We start from the raw sequence: 22,598 nt of genomic DNA on the forward strand, positions 1-22,598 counted from the left end.
AACAAGAAGCTTGAAAAGAGGAACAGAATAAATGAAAATAAACGAAATTATAGTAGTTGAAGGAAAAGACGATACGGTAGCAATCAAACGAGCTGTCATTGCAGATACAATAGAAACAAATGGTTCGGCGATTTCAGCAGAAACGCTGCAGCGCATTGCTCATGCCCAACAAAAGAGAGGGGTCATTGTTTTTACAGATCCTGATTATCCCGGGCGGCGGATCCGTGCTATTATTGAAGAACATGTGCCTCAGGCGAAACATGCATTTTTGGCGAAGGAAAAAACGATTGCTAAAAACGGCAAAGGTTTAGGGATCGAGCATGCTCGCGATGAAGACATCCGAGAAGCCTTGCAGGCCGTCTATACGCCGCTTCAGGAAGAGCGTCCTGTAGAGATTACAATGGAAGACTTGATCGATGCCGGACTTGTCGCCCATCCTAAAGCGAAGCAGCGCCGTATACAACTTGGCAACACTCTGCAAATCGGCTATACGAACGGTAAGCAGCTCCAAAAGCGGCTTCACATGTTCGGTATCTCGAAAGACCAGTTCATCAAAGCGGTACAAGCGTTAATTCAGGAGGAAAACCAATGACTAAAGATATTGCTACACCCATCCGGACACAGCAGATTATGGCAAAGTACAATTTAAAAGTGAAGAAAAGCCTGGGGCAGAACTTTCTGATCGACCCCAATATTTTACGTAAAATCGTTGGACAGGCGAAACTGACCAAACAGTCTGCTGCCATTGAAATCGGTCCCGGTATTGGTGCTTTGACGGAGCACTTGGCAAGAGAAGCAGGGAAAGTACTGGCTTTTGAAATCGATCAGCGTCTGCTGCCGGTTCTTGACGACACACTCTCTCCTTACGACAATATTTCTATCGTTCATGCCGATATTCTAAAAACGGATGTACAAGCAGCCATCGACAACGAATTGGCAGGGTATGACGACATTGTCGTTGTAGCCAATCTGCCTTATTACGTTACGACACCCATCATCTTAAAACTATTGCTGGAAAAGCTGCCGATCCGAGGCATGGTCGTTATGCTTCAAAAAGAGGTGGCTGAGCGCATTACAGCCAAACCTGGAACAAAGGCATACGGATCTCTTTCTATCGCTATCCAGTACTATACACAGGCTGAAATGGCGTTGACTGTTCCCAAATCTGTTTTCCTGCCGCAGCCGAATGTAGATTCCGCTGTCATCCGCATGACTAAACGGGAAGTGCCGGAAGTGGAAGTGATTGATGAAGACTTCTTCTTTAGCGTAACGAGAGGGTCGTTTGTTCAACGAAGAAAAACTATTTTAAACAACCTTCAAGTTGCGATGCCGCTTGGCAAAGAAAAGAAAGAACTGATTTTAAAAGCGTTGGAAGAAGCGGAAATCGATCCGGCACGGCGCGGAGAGACCTTGACCATTAAAGAATTTGGCTTATTGGCCGACAAATTATACGCTTATTTCCACTAATATCGGCATTCTGTTACAATATCGGCACAACTTATTTCGGGATAAAGATATTTCGAATAAAAAAATATTGACATAAACGGATAGACGCTGATAAAATTAGGAATTTGCTTGACTATTTCAATAAATTATGGTAGAATTTTGTCTATAGTGAGGTGTAGACAAAATGCCCAAAACTTTGGCGGATATTAAAAAATCGTTGGATCTGCATTTAGGAAAACGATTGCTTTTAAAGGCAAACGGAGGTCGCAAGAAAACGGTCGAACGTGCTGGAATCCTGCGCGAAACATATCACTCTGTGTTTGTGATTGAGCTTGATCAAGAAGAGCATGCATTCGAACGCGTGTCTTACAGCTACGCAGACATCTTAACTGAAGCGGTAGAAATTACTGTGTACGAAGGAACAGAAGATGCACTTGTCGTGAAATAATTGAACTACATTTTATAAGATTCTTCAAAACTTGCTACTGCTTAATCAAGCGGAAGGCGAGTTTTTTTGTTTCTGCCAGCACTTTGCTTTCCATTGCCTCGCGGTATGTTAAAATAGTCTTCATCAGAATATAAAGGAGGCAGTGAGATGCTCTACGTGAAAGCACCTGCCAAGATTAACCTAACACTTGATGTTTTACATAAACGTCCGGATAATTACCATGAAATTGAAATGATCATGACAACTGTGGATTTATCGGACCGCATTGGATTGATGGGAACAGCAAAAGGGATACATATTCAGTCTGCAGACCGTTTTGTGCCGAACGACTCCCGCAACCTGGCCTACCAGGCGGCACAATTGATTAAAGATACGTTCAATATAAAGACCGGCGTCATTATTTCCCTGGATAAGAAAATTCCGGTAGCAGCAGGATTAGCCGGCGGCAGCAGTGACGCAGCTGCAACATTAAAAGGCCTGAACAAACTTTGGCAATTGAACCTGTCGCTTGATGAGCTGGCGGAACTGGGTGCCAAAATTGGATCGGATGTTTCTTTCTGCGTTTATGGCGGTACCGCATTAGCCAGAGGCCGTGGTGAGATCATCCAGGAATTGCCGACTCCGCCGAATTGCTGGGTTATCTTGGCAAAACCGACAATTGGCGTTTCTACAGCTGATGTCTATGGTGCATTTGATGTCCAATCTGCACAGCATCCAGATACAGAAGGGATGATCCGGGCACTCAATGAAGGCGATTATGAAGCGATGTGTGCTAATTTAGGCAATGCATTGGAAAGTGTGACGTTGAAATTGTATCCGGAAGTGGAACAGATAAAAGAACAGATGAAAAAATTTGGTGCAGATGCTGTCTTGATGAGCGGCAGCGGGCCTACAGTTTTTGGCCTGGTCCATCAAGAAGCGCGCATTCCGCGGATTTACAATGGCTTACGGGGCTTTTGTTCGGAAGTATATGCAGTACGCTTGATCGGCGAACGGGAGCTGCTTGCTTAAATACGTACATTTATGGTAAGTTTTCTATAAATCATTCGTGTTTAGGAGAGGGTAGTTTTGAAGTGGAAGCGCAGTGAACGGCTTGTTGATATGACACAATTTTTATTGGAACACCCGCATAAATTGATTCCGCTGACGTATTTTTCGGATCTGTACCAATCCGCTAAGTCTTCCATCAGTGAAGATTTGGGCATTGTCAAAGAAACGTTCGAAGAAAAAGGAACGGGTTTATTGATGACGGTTCCAGGGGCAGCGGGCGGTGTTAAGTATATTCCCAGGTTGCAGGCTGCAGACATCAAAGCCGTTATGGCAGACTTGATGGAAGAGTTGAGCCATTCCGACAGATTGTTGCCGGGCGGCTATTTATACATGACGGATGTACTGGGCAACCCGGAAATGATGAACCGTGTCGGAAAAGTTTTTGCGACGGCATTTGCTGATGCCAAAATTGATGTCATAATGACGGTAGCTACAAAGGGCATTCCGATTGCCCATGCGATTGCCCGCCATTTGAATGTGCCGGTAGTCATTGTCCGAAGAGACAGCAAAGTGACGGAAGGCTCTACAGTCAGCATCAATTATGTATCGGGGTCTTCCCGCCGCATACAGACCATGGTGTTATCCAAACGCAGCATGAAGAGCGGCCAACGTGTACTCATCACGGACGACTTCATGAAAGTCGGCGGAACGATGAACGGCATGAAGAACCTGCTGGAAGAGTTCGAATGCACGTTAGCGGGTGTTGCAGTCCTCGTAGAGGCGGAGCATTCGGATGAGCGGCTGGTCGAAAAATACCTGTCTCTTGTTAAATTGCATGAAGTCAGTGAAAAAGAACGCACCATTGCTTTAGAAGAAGGAAACTACTTTGAAAATGGAGGAATTTAATATGAATTACGTAGCGACAGACAAAGCGGCAGCAGCGATTGGCCCTTATTCACAAGGCGTGGTTTCAGGAGGAATTCTATACAGTTCAGGTCAAATTCCATTAACAGCATCCGGCGAATTGGTTGAAGGCACAATTGCTGATCAAACGCATCAGGTATTTTCAAATCTGAAAGCGGTTCTTGCGGAAGCAGGCTCTTCTCTTGGTGACGTGATCAAGACAACTGTCTTCATTAAAGATATGAACGATTTTGCAGAAATGAATGAGATTTATGCAGCGTATTTCGGAGACCATAAGCCGGCGCGTTCAACTGTCGAAGTGGCGCGTTTGCCAAAAGACGTAAAAGTGGAAATCGAAGTTATTGCAAAAGTGAACAGCTAAGTAATTCTTTTTGAAGGATACAGGCAAACCCATGAACTATGGGCTTGCCTGTATTTTTTTTGCCGATGAACTCAGCTTTCTTTCCGGTTTTTTCTTCCATTGAGCAAATTTTCTAATAAGTTTTGTAAATTATGAAGGAGATTAGTCCTTTATGGCGAATACCCATAATTAGGAATGAAAAATAGCAGCTGAGATAAGGGGTGATGAAGAGAATGGAAGTAACAGATGTGAGATTACGACGTGTACAAACCGATGGCCGAATGAGAGCAATCGCTTCTATCACGCTAGACAACGAATTCGTCATCCATGACATTCGAGTGATTGATGGAAATGACGGCTTGTTTGTCGCAATGCCGAGCAAAAGAACTCCGGATGGAGAATTTCGGGATATTGCACACCCGATCAACTCGAGCGCGCGTACCAAGCTTCAAGAAGCTGTCTTAACTGCATATGAGCAAAGTGAAAACGAAGCGGTATTGGAAAATGCCAGCGTTTAATAGAGCTGAATCAAAGGGCCTTCTTTCATAATAAGGGCTCTTTTTTTGTTTGACTTTTTTTGTCATGGTATTGTCATGCTCTGAAACCTTGAAAAATCAAGGTTTTTCCGCTATAGTCAATAAGGAAAAGCGAATTTTTTAATTGACATAGCCAGCTGAAAACTGGATCTATCAAGCAATAGAAGAAATGACTGGATAGGATTGTGAAAAAAGGAATTCTATCGGATTAAGAGGAGGGGTAAGGAATGGCAAATACATATGCAGTAATTTTAGCGGCTGGCCAAGGCACACGAATGAAGTCGAAACTGTATAAAGTGCTTCATCCGGTTTGCGGCATGCCAATGGTTGAGCATGTAACAGGAAACGTCGAACAGCTCGGCGTTGAAAAAATTGTGACGGTTGTCGGGCATGGCGCTGAAAAAGTTCAGCAGCAACTGGGCGATAAAAGTGAATATGCTTTACAGGCGGAACAATTGGGAACAGCACACGCCGTCCAACAGACAGCTTCATTGATTGAAGGACTGGAAGGAACGACATTGGTTGTTTGTGGCGATACGCCGTTGATCCGTCCGGAAACAATGCAGGCTTTGCTTGACCAACATGCGGAAACGCAGGCGAAAGCAACAATTTTGACGGCGATTGCCGAGAATCCGACTGGATACGGACGCATTCTTCGCAACAGTGCAGGCATTGTTGAAAAGATTGTCGAGCAGAAAGATGCATCCCCAGAAGAGCAGCAAGTAAAAGAAATCAATACGGGTACTTATTGCTTTGACAATAAAGCATTATTTGAAGCATTGAAATTGGTTTCCAACGATAACGTTCAAGGTGAATATTATTTGCCTGACGTAATTGAAATCCTTCAAAAACAAGGTGAAATCGTTGCGGCTTATGCGACAGACAGCTTTGATGAAACATTGGGTGTAAATGACCGTGTAGCATTGAGCCAGGCTGAAGGCATCATGCGCAAAAGGATTGCTGAAAAGCACATGAGAGCCGGAGTGTCCATTATCGATCCTGCGACTGCTTACATCAGTGCACAAGCTGAAATTGGAGCAGACACCATTATCCATCCGAATGTCACGATTGACGGCAATTCGAGAATTGGAGAAGACTGCATCATTTCTTCCAATACCCATATTGTCAACAGTGTCATCGGCGACCGCACAGCAATTCGCAGTTCTGAAATCCATGACAGCAGCATCGGCACGGATACAGCTGTAGGGCCATTTGCACACATTCGTCCACAGACCGTTTTGGGCAATGACGTGAAAATCGGCAACTTTGTCGAGGTCAAAAAATCAGAAGTCGGAAACGACAGCAAAGTTTCCCACTTGAGCTATATTGGCGATGCTCAAGTTGGCACTGGCGTGAATATCGGCTGTGGAACCATCACAGTGAATTACGACGGGAAAAATAAGTTTCAGACCGTTATTGAAGATGATACCTTTATCGGCTGCAACTCGAACTTGATTGCACCGGTCACTGTAGGCAAAGGATCTTATGTAGCTGCAGGCTCAACCATTTCCAAAGATGTACCTGAGGATTCATTGGCGATTGCTCGCGCGCGCCAGGAAAATAAAGAAGGCTATGCAAACAAACTGAACGGTAAAAAATAGGAGGGTTCACACCTAATGGGCTATCAAAATGCAAACTCAAAATTGAAAATCTTTTCATTGAATTCGAACCAGGAGCTGGCTGAAGAAATTTCTGAACACGCAGGCATTCCGCTTGGGAAAAGTTCAGTTACACATTTCAGCGATGGGGAAATCCAGATTAATATCGAAGAAAGTATTCGCGGTTACGATGTATTTATCGTGCAATCGACATCTCAGCCTGTCAATGAGAACTTGATGGAACTGTTGATCATGATCGATGCCGTCAAACGTGCTTCTGCCCGTACGGTCAATGTTGTAATTCCTTACTACGGCTACGCACGCCAGGATCGTAAAGCCCGTTCACGTGAACCGATTACAGCGAAATTGGTAGCAAACTTATTGGAAACTGCTGGAGCTACACGCGTTATTGTTTTGGACCTTCATGCTCCTCAAATTCAAGGATTCTTTGATATTTTGATTGACCATTTGGTGGCTGTCCCATTGCTGTCCGATTACTTCCTTAACGAGAGCGGCATTGACTTGGAAAATGTCATCATCGTTTCGCCGGATCACGGCGGGGTAACGCGCGCACGCAAAATGGCAGACCGTCTGAAAGCACCAATTGCAATCATTGATAAACGACGCCCACGTCCGAATGTCGCGGAAGTCATGAACATCGTCGGTAATGTAGAAGGCAAAACGGCCATCATCATCGATGACATCATTGACACGGCCGGCACAATCTCAATTGCTGCCAGCGCATTAATTGAAAGTGGAGCGAAAGAAGTTTATGCATGCTGTACACATCCAGTACTTTCTGGACCTGCCGTACAACGCATCAATGATTCAGTTATCAAAGAATTGATTATTACCAACTCGATTGCATTGCCTGAAGAAAAGAAATCTCCTAAAATCAAACAGTTGTCCGTAGCACGCCTATTGGCTGAAACAATCGTCCGTGTACACGAACAAAAATCAGTCAGCACTCTTTTTGATTGATCATCAACAATATCTTTCTATGCTCCATGTTTCATAAATACAAAGAACGGGTATATACATATTATGTACCTATCGTGATTATGTACTTTTAATATAACTGGAGGCTGAAAGTAATGACTGTAAAAATGACCGCACAAAAAAGAGAAAGCAGCAATAAGAATTCTGCTTTGACCGAACTTCGTTCGAAAGGAAATGTACCGGGCGTCGTCTACGGTTTCCAAACCGAAACAACACCAGTAACTGTTTCTGAAATTGACTTAATTAAAACTTTGCGTGAATCCGGACGTAATGGCGTAATCAACCTTGAAATCGATGGCACGACAATAAACGTCGTCTTGAGCGATTATCAAATGGACGCCCTAAAAGGAAGCTTTAAACATGTCGACTTTTTGGCAATCAATATGTCCGATGAGCTTGAAGTGGCAGTAGCTGTTCACTTGACTGGCGAATCTGTAGGCGAAAAAGAAGGCGGCTTTATCACACAACCGAACCGTGAAGTAAATGTTCGCGTGAAACCTTCTGATATTCCGGATGCTTTGGAAGTGGATACCACTGAACTGGCGATTGGCGAAACAATCACAGTTGGCGATATCCGTGGAACTGTATCTTACGAAATTTTGGACGAAGATGACTTTATCCTTGTTTCTGTAACAGCTCCTCGTACTCAAGAAGAATTGGACGAGCTTGAAACTGTATCTGACGAAGATGCAGAACCAGAAGTGGTTGGCAGCGAAGATTCTGAAGAAAACAAAGAAGCGTAAATACGAACAAGAAATAAGGGGCTGTCGAGAGACAGTCCCTATTTTTTTGTTTCAAGATTGGTTATGGTAAAATAGAAGGCAGTGAAAAAGCAAAGGAAGATGGGTATGAAACTGATTATTGGCCTGGGAAATCCAGGTAAAGCATATGAAGATACACGCCATAACATTGGCTTTAAAGTGATCGACTATTTGGCGGCTCAATGGAACGCACCATTGACGCAATCCAAATTCAAGGGCATGTATTCCGTGACCCATAAGCCTGAGGGCAAAGTGATACTCTTGAAGCCATTGACTTATATGAATTTGTCCGGGGAAAGCGTCAGTGCGTTAATGGAATATTACGATGTCGCTCTAAAAGACATCATTGTCATTTACGATGATCTTGATTTGCCGACCGGGCAGTTGCGTTTGCGCCAAAAAGGCAGCGCGGGTGGCCATAATGGCATCAAATCATTGATTCAGCATTTAGGCAGCCAAGAATTCAATCGGTTGCGCATTGGCATCAGCCGTCCGCCTGCAGGTATGAAAGTGCCGGATTATGTGCTGCAGCGATTCTCGAAAGAGGAAAGGCCGGAAGTGGATGACGCCATTAAGAAAAGCGCGGCAGCCTGTGAGACATGGTTGTCAAAACCGTATGTAGAAGTAATGAATCAATTTAATGGAGCATAACCGCTTTGACGCATTGGGCGTTCAGAGCTTTTTTCTGTTTCTTATATGTTTTGGAAGGAGGAAGTTGAATGAACCACATTTTACAAACCTTTTCGGAGGATACCCATACACAGAAATTTATAGCTGATTTGAAAAAAGGGCAGGACCATCAACTGATTTCGGGTTTATCGGGCAGTGCACGGCCGATTTTCTACCAAACCATCTGGTCTGAAACGGAAAACCCGTTATTGATTGTGACGCCGAATTTATTGCATGCTCAGCGCGTATACGATGATTTGGTGCGTTTGATCGGGGAAGAGCAGGTTCACCTTTACCCAGCGGAAGAGTTGATTGCCGCAGAAGTGTCTTTCTCGGGTCCTGAACTACGGGCCCACCGAATTGATACGCTGGATCACATGAAGAGCATAGGCAAAGGCGTGTACATCACACCGGTTGCGGGAATGCGTAAGCTCTTGCCAACGAAAGAACAATGGGATTACGCTACACTTCGGATTTCAGAAGGTGAAGAACTGGATACAGACGAATGGTTGTTGAAATTAGTGGCGATGGGCTATTCCCGTACGCCAATGGTGACCACCCCTGGTGAATTCGCACTCCGAGGCGGAATCTTGGATATTTATCCGCTTAACCTGGAACATCCGGTGCGTATTGAATTATTCGATACAGAAGTGGATTCATTGCGGCTATTTTCAGCTGAAGACCAACGTTCTCTCGAAAAAGTCCAGTCACTGTGCATTTTGCCAGCCAGCGAATTGGTGCTGTCGAAAGACCAACGCATCACCCTGGCAGGGAAACTGGAAGCAAAACTGGCAACAAGCTTGAAGAAGATAAAAGCTGACGATACGAAAACATTGATGCTTCAGCATGTCCAACATGACATTGATTTATTGAAGCAAGGTGAAACTCCCGAGCAGTTAGCCAAATATGCTTCGTTGATTGATACCCAAACGGCCTTTCTAGGTGATTATTTCCCGGGAAATGGACTGGTCTTTTTTGATGAACTGGGTCGGATTCAGGAAATGACAGATACGCTGGAACGTGAAGAAGGCGATTGGATCGTTTCGTTGCTGGAAGAAGGCAAGTTTCTTCATGACGTTTCGTTAACGTATACATTCCGCGAAATCATGTCGAAGCTTCAACAGCAAGTAACGTTCCTGTCTTTATTCGTACGGACATTTCCTATGGTTTCGGTTAAGAAGTCGATTGCCTTTTCCTGTAAGCCGATGCAATCCTTCCATGGCCAAATGCATTTGCTGAAAGCAGAAATGGAGCGTTGGACTTTAGGGAAGTTCCAGATCTTTATCGTGGCGCAGGGAGACGATCGCCTGCAGAAAGTACGAGACGTTTTGGCAGATTACGATATGGAAGCTGAAATTGCCTTACCTTCAACAGAAATCCAAGGCGGCAAAATCTATTTGGTCGATGGTGAATTGTCGACCGGATTTGAAATGCCGCTGCAGCGCTTGACCGTTATTACCGATTCGGAATTGTTCAAGCAGCAACCGAAAAAGAAAACACGCGCGCAAAAGCTGACGAATGCGGAACGCATCAAGAGTTATTCTGAAATCAAACCGGGCGATTACATCGTTCACATCCATCACGGCATTGGCCGTTTTGTAGGCATCGAAACGCTGGAAAGCGGAGGAGTCCACAAAGATTACCTTCATATTGTCTATAAAGCGGACGACAAATTATTTGTGCCGGTTGACAAAATCGATTTGATTCAAAAATACATCGCGTCTGAAGAGAAAGAACCGAAACTGCATAAAATGGGCGGCGCCGAATGGAAGAAGACCCGGACGAAAGTGTCTGCAGCCGTACAGGATATTGCGGATGACCTGATCAAACTTTACGCAGAACGGGAAGCGTTAAGAGGGTTTGCATTTTCTGAAGAACAGGATATGCAGCGCCAATTCGAAGCGGAATTCCCCTACGAGGAAACCGTCGATCAATTGCGTTCCATAAATGAAGTAAAACGTGACATGGAAAATGAACGGCCTATGGACCGCCTGATTTGCGGGGATGTGGGCTACGGAAAAACTGAAGTGGCCATCCGTGCGGCTTTCAAAGCGGTATTGGACGGCAAACAAGTGGCGTTCCTGGTGCCGACAACGATATTGGCCCAACAGCATTTTGAAACAATGAGTGAACGATTCAAAGATTATCCAATCACCGTTGGTTTGATGAGCCGTTTCCGGTCCAAAAAACAACAGACCGAAACCGTTAAAGGCTTGAAGAATGGCTCGGTGGATGTTGTTGTTGGTACGCACCGGATTTTGTCGAAGGATATGCAGTATAAAGACTTGGGATTATTGATCATTGATGAAGAGCAGCGATTTGGCGTCACCCATAAGGAAAAGATCAAACAAATGAAGACCAATGTGGACGTTCTGACGCTGACGGCAACGCCGATTCCACGGACGCTTCATATGTCGATGATCGGTGTGCGCGACTTATCCGTTATCGAAACGCCGCCGGCCAACCGTTTCCCTGTGCAAAGTTACGTCATGGAGCATAACGGCGCTCTTGTGCGCGAAGCCATCGAACGTGAAATGGCACGCGGCGGACAAGTATTTTATTTGTACAACCGTGTAGATGATATGACGCGGAAAGTGGAAGAAATTCAACAACTGGTCCCGGAAGCCCGCGTCGGTTATGCACATGGGCAAATGAGTGAGACCGAACTGGAATCCGTCATTCTCGGATTCCTGGACGGCGATTATGATGTTCTGGTGACGACCACCATTATCGAAACCGGTATTGATATTCCAAACGTCAATACGCTGATCGTCTACAATGCCGACCGCATGGGCTTGTCGCAGCTCTATCAATTGCGCGGGCGTGTCGGGCGTTCGAGCCGTGTTGCCTACGCTTACTTTATGTACCAGCGCGACAAAGTGCTGACAGATGTGGCTGAAAAACGCTTAATGGCAATCAAGGAATTCACAGAGCTCGGTTCCGGTTTCAAAATCGCTATGCGTGATTTAACAATCCGTGGAGCGGGAAATCTGCTCGGTTCGCAGCAGCATGGCTTTATTGATTCTGTCGGCTTTGACCTGTATTCACAAATGCTGCAGGAAGCCATTGAGGAACGCCAGTCAGGAGTCAAAAAAGAAGTGGTTCCGGAAATCGAAATTGCGTTGGACATCGATGCTTATATTCCTGATTCTTATATCAACGATGGCTACCAGAAGATTCAGATGTACAAACGTGTCAAAGGCATAGAGACGGAAGAAGAAATGATCGAGCTGCAGGATGAATTGATCGACCGTTTCGGCGATATGCCGAATGAAACCGACCGCTTGCTGCGCATTGCCCGCATGAAAGTATGGGCTCGCCAAGTAGGGGTGGAATCGATCAAGCAACATGGCAAAGTCGTAACCATCCGATTGACTGAAAAAGGCACAGCCAGCATCAATGGCGGAAAAGTGGTGGAGGAATCTGCCGCCTATGGCCGCGCGGTCGGGTTCAGCATGGCCGGCCAGCAGCTGGTCATGTCCATCGATGAAAATAAAACCAAGAAACTGCATCCGTTCGATGTATTGGAAGGCATGATCAAACTATTGCCGGAATCGCTCCGTGAAGAGAAGCCGGTTAGTTAAGTTAAAGAATGATTATTTTTAAACTGCTCGAGTAGCCGAAGCGGTATATGACAGTAAAATCCTTTTTCCCAACACATAAAGTCACTATAAGCAAGAGATGAGTGGATCCGGTGAACAATGAAGGCACAATGAAATCATTTATGAAAGGTGCTGTGCTGCTGACGATTGCTGGATTTATCGTGAAGCTGCTGAGCGCGGTCTATCGGGTGCCTTTCCAAAACCTCGTCGGAGACCAGGGGTTCTATATCTACCAGCAGGTCTATCCGTTTGTCGCTATTTTCGGCATCTGGACTTCCTATGGTTTTGCGGTAGCGGTTTCCAAATTGCTGGCGGATAACAGCAGGCAAGACCACGGCGCCATTCTGCGCGTCGCTTTCATGTATGTAGCCATCATTTCCTTTACCGTTTTCCTGCTGTTGTTTTTGGGTGCGGAACTGCTGGCGGGATGGATGGGCGACACGCAATTGGATCAATTGTTGAAAGTCGGTTCGTTTTCAGTCTTGCTGATGGCGCCGCTCGCCGTGCTGAAAGGCCATTTCCAGTCGCGCAATGATATGGCGCCGGTTGCTTACGCCCAAGTGGTGGAGCAGGGGCTGCGCGTATCCGTCATTTTACTCGGTACGTGGGTTGTTGTTTCAAGCGGTTTTTCACTGTATGCTGCAGGGCAGATGGCGATGCTGGGCGCGGTTGCCGGAGGACTTGGGGCCGTGATTCTGCTGCTGCTCTATTTCCGCGGACATTCAAAGATGTTGAGGAATACTTCCGCAATCCGTACTTGGCCAATCATCAAGGAAATGACTGCAGTCAGCATAAGCGTCAGCATGAGTTCCTTGATCCTGCTGCTGTTCCAGCTGGTGGATTCGTTTACCGTTTTCCGTCTATTGGAAGCAAGCGGCATGTCGCGGCTTGCAGCCATGGAGCAGAAAGGCATTTATGACCGGGGCCAGCCATTGGTGCAATTCGGTATTTTGATTGCCACTTCGCTGACTTTGGCGATTGTGCCTTTAGTGGCGCGGACTTCCCGAAAACACAGCGGCAGGCCAGCTGAAATGTATGCCAGGTTGGCTTTCCGTGTATCGTTCCTGTTTGCATTCGCTGCTGCAGTAGGGCTGACTTTCGTCATGCCTTATGTTAATGAAATGCTGTTCCAGACACGCGAACAATCGGGTGCTTTAATCATCTTCAACTGGCAGATTGTCTGGATGTCCTTGCTGCTGATTATGACGGCAATGCTGCATGGCTTCGGTAAGGTGAGGGTTCCAGCTTTGCTGTTGATCATGGGATTAGCAGTGAAAGTCGTCAGCAATTGGCTGCTGCTTCCTGTATGGGGAGTGGCTGGCGCGGCTGTTGCGGGGAATATCGGTCTGGCTGTGATTGTAGCCGGTCTGCTGTTTTATTTCAAAAAAGTCTGGCCGCTGCAGTTTGCACCGTGGACCTATTATGCCTGGCTTTTTGGCGCCGCTGCAGCGATGTCCGTAACAGTGCTGGGCTGGTCGGTTTTGGCGGATGTCTATCTTTTTGATAGCTTATCAAGCCGCCTGGGCGCTGCTTTGACCACGGCGACGGCCATTCCGCTTGGTGCTGTAGCATTCATGGCATTGATTGCCAGAAGCCGCATCATTACCGAAAAGGAATGGTACATTATTCCGTTCGGCCGCAAACTGGCCGGACTGCAATTAGCAATAAATTCAAAGAAAAAAGGTGAGAAGCGATGAACACCATTCACATAATCGGCCTGGGTGCCGGAGATTTAAATCAATTGCCGCTGGGTGTCTATAAAAAACTGAAAGCTGCAGAAAATTTATACGTGCGGACTGCAGACCATCCGGTATTGACAGAGCTTGGGGAAGAAGGCGTAACGTTCGAGAGCTTTGACGCCGTTTATGAAAAACATGATAGCTTCAGCCCGGTCTATGAAGAAATTGCAGAAACCCTGATTGGCTTGTCCCAACAGGCAGCAGTAATCTATGCGGTGCCGGGCCATCCGTTAGTGGCGGAACAGACAGTGCAAAATTTGATCGAAGCTGAAAAGCAAGGACGTTGCCAATTAGCCATCGAAGGTGGGCATAGTTTCCTGGATTCGCTGTTCGGTGCGCTTCGCATCGATCCGATCGAAGGTTTCCAATTGATGGACGGTACGGAGATGACCAGCGATCAGGTGAACATGACACAGCATCTGCTGATTGCCCAGGTTTATGACAGCTTCAGCGCATCGGAAGTCAAATTGACGTTGATGGAAAAATACCCGGATGATTATCCGGTGACTATCGTCACAGCGGCCGGATCTGCAGACGAAGTGCTGCGCACCGTGCCGCTTCATGAATTGGACCGCTCGACAGAAGTCAACAACTTGACGACCGTCTACGTGCCGCCCGCAGCGGAACAAATACAACGGCTGAAAGAATGGCAGACATTCCGCAGCATCATCGCGAAGCTGAGAAGTCCTGAAGGGTGTCCGTGGGACCGCGAGCAAACGCATGAGTCACTGAGCCCTTATTTGATAGAAGAAGCACACGAGCTGCTTCAGGCGATTCAGGAGGGTGACGATGACGCGATTGCTGACGAATTAGGTGACGTGTTGCTTCAGGTGTTCCTGCACGCCCAGATTGGCCAGGACAATGGCTACTTTCAATTGGAGGATGTGCTGGAATCCATCAGCGCCAAAATGATCCGCCGCCATCCACATGTCTTTGGTGATGTATCGGCTGACAACGCTGAACAGGTCATTGCCAATTGGCAGGAAATCAAAGCGCAGGAAAAACCGGCTGCAGATTCTTTATTGGAAGGGCAGGACCGTTTCAGTTCTTCATTGACCACATCGTTCAATTACCAGAAAAAAGCGGCGAAGGTCGGTTTCAGCTGGCCGGATGCTGCAGGTGCATGGGATAAATTCCATGAAGAATTGCAGGAGTTCCAACAAGAAGTGGCGAAAGGTTCCAAAGCCCGCCAATTGGACGAACTCGGCGATTTATTGTTTACTTTGGTGAACCTTGCCCGGTTCTTCGATTTGTCGCCGGAAGAAGCGATGATGCAGGCGAACCGTAAATTCCAAACACGTTTCCGCTATGTTGAACAGCAAGTAAAAGAAGGAACCGGAAACTTCAGCGACTACACATTGGAGCAGCTGGATGGATTCTGGAACCAAGCCAAACTGTTGGCAAGAAAGGAAGACTGACCATGCGACTCGATAAATTTTTGAAAGTGTCCCGTTTGATCAAACGCCGGACCTTGGCAAAGCAAGTGGCTGACCAAGGCCGCATCACGGTAAATGGCAATAAAGCCAAAGCCAGTTCGGTCATTAAAGAAAACGACGAACTGCAAATCCGTTTCGGCCAAAAAGTGGTTACGGTGCGCATCGATGGGCTGAAAGAAGTGGCGAAAAAAGAAGAAGCAGCCAATATGTACACCATTTTGAAAGAAGAAAAGCTGGAAAAGATCGAACCTGAATTTATTGATGACGAAGCATAAGCATTTGTCGAAGCCTGCCCAGTGCAGGCTTTTTTTCTGATTAAAATGCACCATGGAAAAGGCCTTTCATTTTCTATACCATGGAAAATAGAAAACAGACAGATTCGCCGCAAGGGATCTGGTGAAAGGAAATGATGGCATTGCCTCAAAAATCGATGGCTAAAAAAATCGGATTATCGGCCGCTGCGTTGATGGTCGCTGTTTCAGTGGTTCCTCCGCAACAAACTTCACCAATCGGCATGAGCCAGGCCAGCGCCGCAAGTTCTTTCCGGGACGTTACCACTTTCAAAAAGGAAGTTGATTTCCTGGCAGGTCAGGGCATCATTAACGGCTTTCCGGACGGCAGCTTCCAACCGGCAGCCACCATTACCCGCTTGGATGCAGTGCGAATGATTCTGCGTGAAATGAAACCTAAAAAAACCACTGTTCCTGATCCGGGCTTTGCAGACTTGAAACCAGGTGCTGCCGGATATGAAGAAGTTGCCAAAGCTGTTCAGCTTGGTTTTATTGAAGGCAAAGAAACGGGGAAAGGCATCAAGTACTTTGATGCCAAAGGAGCTTTGACCCGTGCCGAGATGGCTAAAATTCTCACGAAAGCCTATCGTTTAACAGCTGATAAAGGTGTTTCTTTCTCAGATGTCAGTTCTGCTCATTGGGCGAATGCATACATAAGCCGGTTGGCGACGGCCGGCATCACCAATGGTTTTCCGGGAGGGGCATTCAAGCCGGCAGAGCCTTTGCAACGCCAGCATTTTGCTGGATTCATGGCACGGCTATTGGCTCCGGAGCTGTTCCCGATCGCCAAAGCGCAGCCTGGCAAACCCGTCACATACGTCACCCTTGACCAATTGAACATGCGCTCCAAGCCGGGTGCCAGCAATCCGATTGTGGGTTCGATACCTAAAGGGAAAATGGTAGAGTATCTTGGAAAAGACGCCAATTGGTATAAAGTGAAGTACGGCCAAAAAACCGGCTGGGTCAATTCAGCTTACTTGAGCAACGAAACGCCAGGCAAAGCGGCAGTTTATCCGGCACCTTCCACTGAAACGCCGGGAACTTATGCATCAGGTGTGCTGATCGTCAATAAAAAATACGGCCTGCCGTCCAGCTACAATCCAGGCGTCAGCAAACTGGCCCAAAAAGCGATGGACGCCATGACCGGTGAGGCGAGAAAACAAGGAATCCAGCTGACGGCGTTCAGCGGCTTCCGTTCTTATGCGTATCAAAATGAGCTGTACAACAGCTACGTCAGTAAGCACGGGGCAGCGGAAGCCAACCGCTTCAGTGCCAAGCCCGGCTATAGCGAGCATCAGACTGGATTGGCATTCGACTTTGGCGGAAGCGATCAATCCCAATGGCTGAAAGAATCGTTCGCCGCAACAAAAGAAGGGAGATGGCTGGCAGCCAATGCCCATCGTTATGGCTTTATTCTCCGGTATCCGAAAGGCAAAGAAAAAATTACAGGCTATCTGTATGAACCGTGGCATTACCGCTATCTGGGATCTGAATTGGCCGGGCAATTGAAGAACAGCGGCAAGACCCTGGAAGGGTACTTGAAAGTTAGTGGCAAGTAGACAAAAAACACCTCAGAAATCCATGGATTCCTGAGGTGTTTCTGTTTGCTGTGGGTTATTTGTCGCCCATCAAGGCAACAAGAACCGCTTTTTGAGCATGCAGGCGGTTTTCAGCTTCCTGGAAAATCACCGAATGCGGACCTTCCAAAATAGCTGTCGTCACTTCTTCTTCACGGTGTGCGGGCAGGCAGTGCATGAAAATATAATCTTCATTGGCATGCTTAACGAGTTCTTCATTGACCTGGAAGCCTTGGAAGTGCTGCAGTCGTTCGATGGTTTCCTGCTCTTGCCCCATGCTTGCCCAGACGTCTGTATAGACTACGTCGCTTCCGGCAACCGCTTGTTCAGGGCTTTCCGTAATTTCGATTTTCGAGCCGGTATATTGGGCAATGTCTTTAGCCAACGCTACCATCTTTGCAGTAGGTGCATAAGCGGCAGGCGAAGCGACGCTGATGTCCATGCCGACTTTGGCAGCGCCGATCATCAACGAGTTGGCCATATTGTTGCCGTCTCCGATATAGGCCATTTTCTTGCCTTTCAAAGTGCCGAAATGTTCGAGAACGGTCATCAAGTCCGCCAGCACCTGGCACGGATGGAAATCATCCGTCAAGCCGTTGATGACGGGAATGGAACTAAAGTCTGCCAGTTCCTGGACTACAGATTGATGGAACGTACGGATCATTAATCCGTCCAAGTAACCGGACAGTACGCGCCCGGTATCGGGAATGGTTTCTCCTCGGCCGATTTGCGTGTCCTGTGAGCTCAGGAACATGGCGTTGCCGCCCAGTTGGAGCATTCCGGCTTCGAAGGAAACGCGTGTACGGGTGGATGATTTTTCGAAAATCATGCCCAGCACTTTGCCTTTCAACAGCGGCAGGTATTTGTTCTCAGGTTTTTTCAGTTCAATTGCCAGGTTCAGCAAATCCATGATTTCGTCTGTGCTGTAATCTTTCAGGGACAAGAAGTCCTCTTGGACAATCGATGGAGCAAACGGGATCGCCATTGTCATTTTGCAAGCACTCCTTTCGCTAATGCGGTAATGGATGAATACGTTCCGTTGAAGGCTGCTGCGGTTTCAGGGCGTGTCCATACGTGGAGACGGTGAATGGCAGCTTGCTTCGCGTTGGTGCTTTCCGGGTCAGGGGCAAAGTCGATATAAACTTTCTTCGTTTCTGTTTTCAGCCATTCCTCGAAAGGCATAGTCGCTTCTGTGACAATCCTGAACCCGAGTGCTTCCCATGAAGCGTTGTCCACTTGGTCAATTGAACTGTCCGCGACAAACACTGTCCCGCCGTCGGCCAAATTGGCCAATTGGACAGAGGCACCGGTCAGAGCTTTCGCCAATGCGGTATCGAGGTCAGGGCTTGAACCGATTACTTCACCTGTCGACATCATTTCAGGAGACAGGACAGGCGATAATCCAGGAAGTTTGATATGGGAGAATACCGGCGCTTTCACGGTATATTCCGGCTGTCCATTATAGCTTTCTTCAATATGGAGCTCTTCAAACGGCACTCCCAGCAATAAAGCCGTGGCGTGCTGAACGAGCGGCACATCCGTCACTTTCGAGCTGATCGGCGCTGTCCGCGAAGCGCGCGGGTTGATTTCCATAACGAATAATTGATCGCCTTCATATACGAACTGGATATTGAACAAGCCAGTATAATCCATGTTGGTGGCAATGTGTTTCGCTGTTTCAGTAAGCTCCACAATGGCCTGTTGCGATAAGGAAACGGGCGGCGTAATGGAGATGCTGTCGCCGGAATGGACGCCGGTTCCTTCAACGTGTTCGAAAATAGCGGAAACCCAGACGTTTTCGCCATCGGTCAGGATATCGGCTTCGACTTCTTTGCCGGTGACAAAATGATCGACCAGTACAGGGAATTCCATAGTGGTCTGCTGAAGCCATTCGCTCAGTTCTGTTTCATTCTGCAACACGATCATGCCGCGTCCGCCGATGACGTAAGAAGGGCGAAGAAGCACCGGGAAACCGAGTGAGCGGGCTGCCGGGATGACAGCAGAAGCTTCGAGAGCTGTTTTGCCTGGAATGGTCGGCAAGCCGATTGACTCCAGGAAGGCATAGAACCGGTCACGGTCCTCCATTTGATCCAGCAGATCCACAGTAGACCCAAGAACGGTGATGCCGGCATCCTGCAGGGCAGCTGCCACATTCAAGGAGGTTTGGCCGCCGAACTGGAGGATGACTTGGTTGATGCCTTCAAAATCCAGGACATTGAGAATATCTTCCGGCGTCATCGGTTCAAAATACAGCGCGTCTGCCACTTCATAATCGGTACTGACGGTTTCAGGATTATTGTTGATCATGATCGCTTCGTAACCAAGTTTCTGTGCGGCCATGACACTGTGTACGCAGCAATAGTCGAATTCGATGCCTTGTCCGATGCGGATTGGCCCTGATCCAACAACCGCCACTTTTTTCTTGTGGTGAGAGCGATCGACATCGGAAGAACCTTGCCACGTCGAATAAAAATAATTGGTATCTGAGCGGAATTCAGCGGCGCATGTATCGATCATGCGGTAAGCGGGCGTCACTTGCCAAATGCGGCGCTGCCCCCAGATTTCGGGGCAAGAGACATTCCAAAGGTCAGCCAACTGCTGATCGCTGAATCCGAGCGTTTTGGCTTGCAGGAGGCGGGAACGTGTCATGCTGTTCCAATCTAATTGCTGCAGTTCCTGCCATTCGTTCACGATATTGGCCATCACCGACAGGAAGTAAGGGGTGATCCCCGTGATGTTGTGAAGAAATTCAATGCTCTGTCCACGCACCAGCAGTTCAAAAAGAACAAACAGCCGGCGGTCATCGGCTTCGATCGCCAATTGGCATAAGCTATCAGTAGGAAAATCAGCAAGTGCCGCCAGACGGAAGCCATCAATCGGCAGTTCCAGTGAGCGGATTGCTTTTTGCAGCGCAGCTTCCATGCGCCGTTCGATGGCCATGACTTCGCCGGTCGCTTTCATTTGTGTGCCGAGTCTGCGTTCCGCCTGCGGAAACTGGTCAAACGGCCAGCGCGGAATTTTTACCGCTACATAATCCAGTGCAGGTTCGAAGCTGGCGAATGTTGTGCCGGTTACTGGGTTTTTCAATTCTGCCAATGTGTATCCGATTGCCAATTTAGCGGCAATCTTAGCGATTGGATAACCTGTTGCTTTTGAAGCGAGTGCCGAAGAGCGGCTGACACGCGGATTGACTTCTATCAGGTAATAAGCGGAAGTTTCGGGATGCAGTGCGAACTGGACATTGCACGCGCCGATGATGCCAAGTGCTTCGATGATGTGGATGGAAGCGCTCCGCAGCATATGGAAATCTTTATCGTTCAGAGTTTGGCTGGGTGCCACCACAATCGAGTCACCGGTATGTACGCCGACAGGATCCAGGTTTTCCATATTGCAAATGGTGATGCAGGTGCCATCTGCGTCACGCATGACTTCATATTCGATTTCCTTGTAGCCGGCGATGCTGATTTCTACCAGGCATTGTTGGATGGGGCTTGCGCTTAATCCTTGTTTGACCAGCTTGATGTAAGTTTCCTCATCTTCGGCAATTCCGCCGCCAAAGCCGCCGAGTGTATAAGCAGGGCGCACGATGAGTGGATAGCCGGCTGAAGCGGCAAACTCCAAAGCGCCTTCAATCGAGTAGATGATGTTGCTGTCCGGGACCGGCTCGCTTAACTCATTCATCAAGGAACGGAATTGCTCGCGGTCTTCAGCTTGTTTGATGGCTTTCATATCAGTGCCAAGCAAGGTGACGCCGTATTGCGCCAAAATGCCGGAATCGGATAAAGCCATCGCCAAGTTCAGGCCAGTTTGTCCGCCGACTGTTGCGAGTAAACCATCTGGGCGCTCTTTCTCGATGATGGCCGTAGCGCTTTCCAAGGTCATCGGTTCAAAATACACTTGATCGGAAACGGATTTATCAGTCATGATCGTCGCTGGGTTATTATTGATCAGGATTACATGGATGCCTTCTTCTTTCAAAGCCAAGCATGCCTGTGTGCCGGAATAATCGAATTCTGCAGCTTGTCCAATGACAATGGCGCCAGAACCGATAACCAATACTTTTTTGATTTGCTGTTGCTTAGGCATGCATTTTCACACTCTCTTTCTGTTGTGCCGCAGCCAGGAACTGATGGAACAATTCGAGGTGGTCAGTTGGTCCCGGCGCTGCTTCTGGATGGAATTGGACGGTCTTCAATGGCAAGGTGTCGTGGACTAGGCCCTCGACACTGCCGTCGTTGACGTTTTCGTAAAGGACAGAAAACGGGGTGTCCTGCAAACTGTTTTTTTCGACCACGTAACTGTGGTTTTGTGAACTCATGCTGACCCGTTTAGTCTGCAGGTTCATCACAGGATGATTGGCTCCCCGATGTCCATATGCCAGTTTTGTCGTTTTTGCGCCAAAGGCAGAAGCCAGTACCTGGTGTCCAAGGCAGATGCCAAAGCTTGGGTAGCGTTCAGCCCAATCTCGATATGTAGGAAATAAATGCTGAAGTGCTGCCGGATCTCCAGGGCCATTTGAAAAAAGCAGCCCGTCCAGTTGGAGCGAATCGAGCGTTTCTGTAGCAGTTGCATATGGAATGATGCTGACTCGGCAATCGAATTCGAGCAGTTCATTTAAAATGGAGGATTTATAATGGAAATCAATCAAACCGATGTGGGCAGAACCCGATCCGACGGTCTGGATTTTGTCTGTGGTTGTGGTGGCCGGGAAAAAATAGGTCTGTACGGGTTCCCAGGCCAATTCCGGCAAAGAAGTATGGATTAGTTGGGATTGCATGGTTCCAGACTCGCGGACATTTTGGATGACCGACCGTGTATCTACACCACTCAAAATCGGAATGCCGTGGTTTATGGCAAATTCGGCGAGTGGAATGGAATCTTTGCTCAAAGGCCCATCATACAAGCCGGCAACAATGATGCCGGCTACTTGAATGGAATCAGACTGCGCATAAAGGGATTGGATGCCATATTGACCAATCAGCGGATAGGAAAACACAATGATCTGGCCTTTATAAGAGGGATCTGTCAGAACTTCTTCATAACCGGTCATGCCTGTAAAAAATACAACTTCTCCTTGAATGGCAGAAGATTTGCCGTGCCAATGGCCTTTAAATGTTTGTCCATTCGATAATGTTAACAATCCGGTCATACACTTCACTCCAATTTTATTCATTAATTTTGTATATTTATTAGTGTGATTTTATTTTTTATGTGTAAAAAGCTTATGAATGTTCATATAAAGA

Annotated in this window: 19 protein-coding genes; 16 read left to right on the forward strand and 3 right to left on the reverse strand. The window is 47.3% G+C overall.

From position 1 onward, the window contains the following. The first annotated feature begins 31 nt into the window (after window positions 1-31). The 16 genes from rnmV to IRE19_RS18130 all read left to right on the forward strand — a co-directional run bounded on the left by rnmV (window position 32) and on the right by IRE19_RS18130 (window position 17,337). Window positions 32-592 carry a ribonuclease M5 gene (gene rnmV / locus IRE19_RS18055; protein WP_191716911.1) on the forward strand — a complete coding sequence of 187 codons (561 nt, stop codon included), beginning with the start codon at window positions 32-34 and terminating at the stop codon, window positions 590-592. Next, window positions 589-1,467 (forward strand): 16S rRNA (adenine(1518)-N(6)/adenine(1519)-N(6))-dimethyltransferase RsmA, encoded by an 879-nt coding sequence (gene rsmA / locus IRE19_RS18060; protein ID WP_203341420.1) that lies wholly within the window; start codon window positions 589-591, stop codon window positions 1,465-1,467. Before rnmV ends, rsmA begins: the two co-directional genes overlap by 4 nt. Window positions 1,468-1,630: 163 nt before the next feature. Beyond that, window positions 1,631-1,894 carry a biofilm formation stimulator Veg gene (gene veg / locus IRE19_RS18065; protein WP_006830753.1) on the forward strand — a complete coding sequence of 88 codons (264 nt, stop codon included), beginning with the start codon at window positions 1,631-1,633 and terminating at the stop codon, window positions 1,892-1,894. Between the two features lie 147 nt (window positions 1,895-2,041). Next, window positions 2,042-2,905 carry a 4-(cytidine 5'-diphospho)-2-C-methyl-D-erythritol kinase gene (gene ispE / locus IRE19_RS18070; RefSeq protein ID WP_191716913.1) on the forward strand — a complete coding sequence of 288 codons (864 nt, stop codon included), beginning with the start codon at window positions 2,042-2,044 and terminating at the stop codon, window positions 2,903-2,905. Window positions 2,906-2,962: 57 nt separating this feature from the next. Continuing rightward, window positions 2,963-3,790 (forward strand): pur operon repressor, encoded by an 828-nt coding sequence (gene purR / locus IRE19_RS18075; RefSeq protein ID WP_203341421.1) that lies wholly within the window; start codon window positions 2,963-2,965, stop codon window positions 3,788-3,790. Window position 3,791: 1 nt separating this feature from the next. After that, a complete protein-coding gene (locus IRE19_RS18080) occupies window positions 3,792-4,169 on the forward strand; it encodes a RidA family protein (protein ID WP_191716915.1) in 378 nt (125 codons plus the stop codon). Between the two features lie 212 nt (window positions 4,170-4,381). Beyond that, window positions 4,382-4,666 carry a septation regulator SpoVG gene (gene spoVG, locus IRE19_RS18085; RefSeq protein WP_191716916.1) on the forward strand — a complete coding sequence of 95 codons (285 nt, stop codon included), beginning with the start codon at window positions 4,382-4,384 and terminating at the stop codon, window positions 4,664-4,666. Window positions 4,667-4,911: 245 nt separating this feature from the next. After that, window positions 4,912-6,285 carry a bifunctional UDP-N-acetylglucosamine diphosphorylase/glucosamine-1-phosphate N-acetyltransferase GlmU gene (gene glmU, locus IRE19_RS18090; RefSeq protein ID WP_203341422.1) on the forward strand — a complete coding sequence of 458 codons (1,374 nt, stop codon included), beginning with the start codon at window positions 4,912-4,914 and terminating at the stop codon, window positions 6,283-6,285. 15 nt (window positions 6,286-6,300) lie between these two features. Further along, window positions 6,301-7,263, forward strand: a complete 963-nt coding sequence (locus IRE19_RS18095; protein ID WP_006830759.1) for a ribose-phosphate diphosphokinase — start codon at window positions 6,301-6,303, stop codon at window positions 7,261-7,263. A 113-nt stretch (window positions 7,264-7,376) separates the two neighbouring features. Then, complete coding sequence (locus IRE19_RS18100) at window positions 7,377-8,024, forward strand: 50S ribosomal protein L25/general stress protein Ctc (RefSeq protein ID WP_203341423.1); 648 nt, start codon at window positions 7,377-7,379, stop codon at window positions 8,022-8,024. 105 nt (window positions 8,025-8,129) lie between these two features. Then, window positions 8,130-8,693 (forward strand): aminoacyl-tRNA hydrolase, encoded by a 564-nt coding sequence (pth, locus tag IRE19_RS18105; protein WP_203341424.1) that lies wholly within the window; start codon window positions 8,130-8,132, stop codon window positions 8,691-8,693. 68 nt (window positions 8,694-8,761) lie between these two features. After that, entirely contained in the window at window positions 8,762-12,295 is a 3,534-nt protein-coding gene (mfd, locus tag IRE19_RS18110) for a transcription-repair coupling factor (protein ID WP_203341425.1), read from the forward strand. Window positions 12,296-12,405: 110 nt separating this feature from the next. Then, on the forward strand, window positions 12,406-14,010 hold the full coding sequence (locus IRE19_RS18115) for an oligosaccharide flippase family protein (RefSeq protein ID WP_203341426.1): 1,605 nt from the start codon (window positions 12,406-12,408) through the stop codon (window positions 14,008-14,010). After that, complete coding sequence (yabN, locus tag IRE19_RS18120) at window positions 14,007-15,470, forward strand: bifunctional methyltransferase/pyrophosphohydrolase YabN (RefSeq protein ID WP_203341427.1); 1,464 nt, start codon at window positions 14,007-14,009, stop codon at window positions 15,468-15,470. Before IRE19_RS18115 ends, yabN begins: the two co-directional genes overlap by 4 nt. Before the next feature lie 2 nt (window positions 15,471-15,472). Beyond that, window positions 15,473-15,763: an RNA-binding S4 domain-containing protein gene (locus IRE19_RS18125; RefSeq protein WP_146559535.1), complete on the forward strand. Its 291-nt coding sequence runs from the start codon at window positions 15,473-15,475 to the stop codon at window positions 15,761-15,763. Window positions 15,764-15,894: 131 nt separating this feature from the next. Then, a complete protein-coding gene (locus IRE19_RS18130) occupies window positions 15,895-17,337 on the forward strand; it encodes a D-alanyl-D-alanine carboxypeptidase family protein (protein WP_238943299.1) in 1,443 nt (480 codons plus the stop codon). Window positions 17,338-17,392: 55 nt separating this feature from the next. Here IRE19_RS18130 and argF read toward each other — a convergent pair whose 3' ends face one another. The 3 genes from argF to IRE19_RS18145 are packed head-to-tail and all read right to left on the reverse strand — an operon-like array spanning window position 17,393 to window position 22,504. Beyond that, the gene (gene argF / locus IRE19_RS18135; RefSeq protein WP_191716923.1) at window positions 17,393-18,346 is read right to left on the reverse strand and encodes an ornithine carbamoyltransferase; all 954 of its coding nucleotides are present in this window, start codon (window positions 18,344-18,346) and stop codon (window positions 17,393-17,395) included. Continuing rightward, window positions 18,343-21,441 carry a carbamoyl-phosphate synthase (glutamine-hydrolyzing) large subunit gene (gene carB, locus IRE19_RS18140; RefSeq protein ID WP_203341428.1) on the reverse strand — a complete coding sequence of 1,033 codons (3,099 nt, stop codon included), beginning with the start codon at window positions 21,439-21,441 and terminating at the stop codon, window positions 18,343-18,345. Before carB ends, argF begins: the two co-directional genes overlap by 4 nt. Beyond that, on the reverse strand, window positions 21,434-22,504 hold the full coding sequence (locus IRE19_RS18145) for a carbamoyl phosphate synthase small subunit (RefSeq protein WP_203341429.1): 1,071 nt from the start codon (window positions 22,502-22,504) through the stop codon (window positions 21,434-21,436). Before IRE19_RS18145 ends, carB begins: the two co-directional genes overlap by 8 nt. Between the last annotated feature and the right edge of the window lie 94 nt (window positions 22,505-22,598).

This window comes from Planococcus beijingensis (genome assembly GCF_016820615.1).
Classification (GTDB): Bacteria; Bacillota; Bacilli; order Bacillales_A; family Planococcaceae; genus Planococcus; species Planococcus notacanthi.

Coding starts and splice junctions, on each gene's coding strand:
- glmU (WP_203341422.1), top strand. CDS start 4,912: ATGGCAAATACATATGCAGTAATTTTAGCGGCTGGCCAAGGCACACGA.
- ispE (WP_191716913.1), top strand. CDS start 2,042: ATGCTCTACGTGAAAGCACCTGCCAAGATTAACCTAACACTTGATGTT.
- IRE19_RS18145 (WP_203341429.1), bottom strand. CDS start 22,504: ATGACCGGATTGTTAACATTATCGAATGGACAAACATTTAAAGGCCAT.
- veg (WP_006830753.1), top strand. CDS start 1,631: ATGCCCAAAACTTTGGCGGATATTAAAAAATCGTTGGATCTGCATTTA.
- IRE19_RS18095 (WP_006830759.1), top strand. CDS start 6,301: ATGGGCTATCAAAATGCAAACTCAAAATTGAAAATCTTTTCATTGAAT.
- rsmA (WP_203341420.1), top strand. CDS start 589: ATGACTAAAGATATTGCTACACCCATCCGGACACAGCAGATTATGGCA.
- IRE19_RS18125 (WP_146559535.1), top strand. CDS start 15,473: ATGCGACTCGATAAATTTTTGAAAGTGTCCCGTTTGATCAAACGCCGG.
- spoVG (WP_191716916.1), top strand. CDS start 4,382: ATGGAAGTAACAGATGTGAGATTACGACGTGTACAAACCGATGGCCGA.
- argF (WP_191716923.1), bottom strand. CDS start 18,346: ATGACAATGGCGATCCCGTTTGCTCCATCGATTGTCCAAGAGGACTTC.
- IRE19_RS18130 (WP_238943299.1), top strand. CDS start 15,895: ATGATGGCATTGCCTCAAAAATCGATGGCTAAAAAAATCGGATTATCG.
- IRE19_RS18080 (WP_191716915.1), top strand. CDS start 3,792: ATGAATTACGTAGCGACAGACAAAGCGGCAGCAGCGATTGGCCCTTAT.
- pth (WP_203341424.1), top strand. CDS start 8,130: ATGAAACTGATTATTGGCCTGGGAAATCCAGGTAAAGCATATGAAGAT.
- IRE19_RS18100 (WP_203341423.1), top strand. CDS start 7,377: ATGACTGTAAAAATGACCGCACAAAAAAGAGAAAGCAGCAATAAGAAT.
- rnmV (WP_191716911.1), top strand. CDS start 32: ATGAAAATAAACGAAATTATAGTAGTTGAAGGAAAAGACGATACGGTA.
- mfd (WP_203341425.1), top strand. CDS start 8,762: ATGAACCACATTTTACAAACCTTTTCGGAGGATACCCATACACAGAAA.
- carB (WP_203341428.1), bottom strand. CDS start 21,441: ATGCCTAAGCAACAGCAAATCAAAAAAGTATTGGTTATCGGTTCTGGC.
- yabN (WP_203341427.1), top strand. CDS start 14,007: ATGAACACCATTCACATAATCGGCCTGGGTGCCGGAGATTTAAATCAA.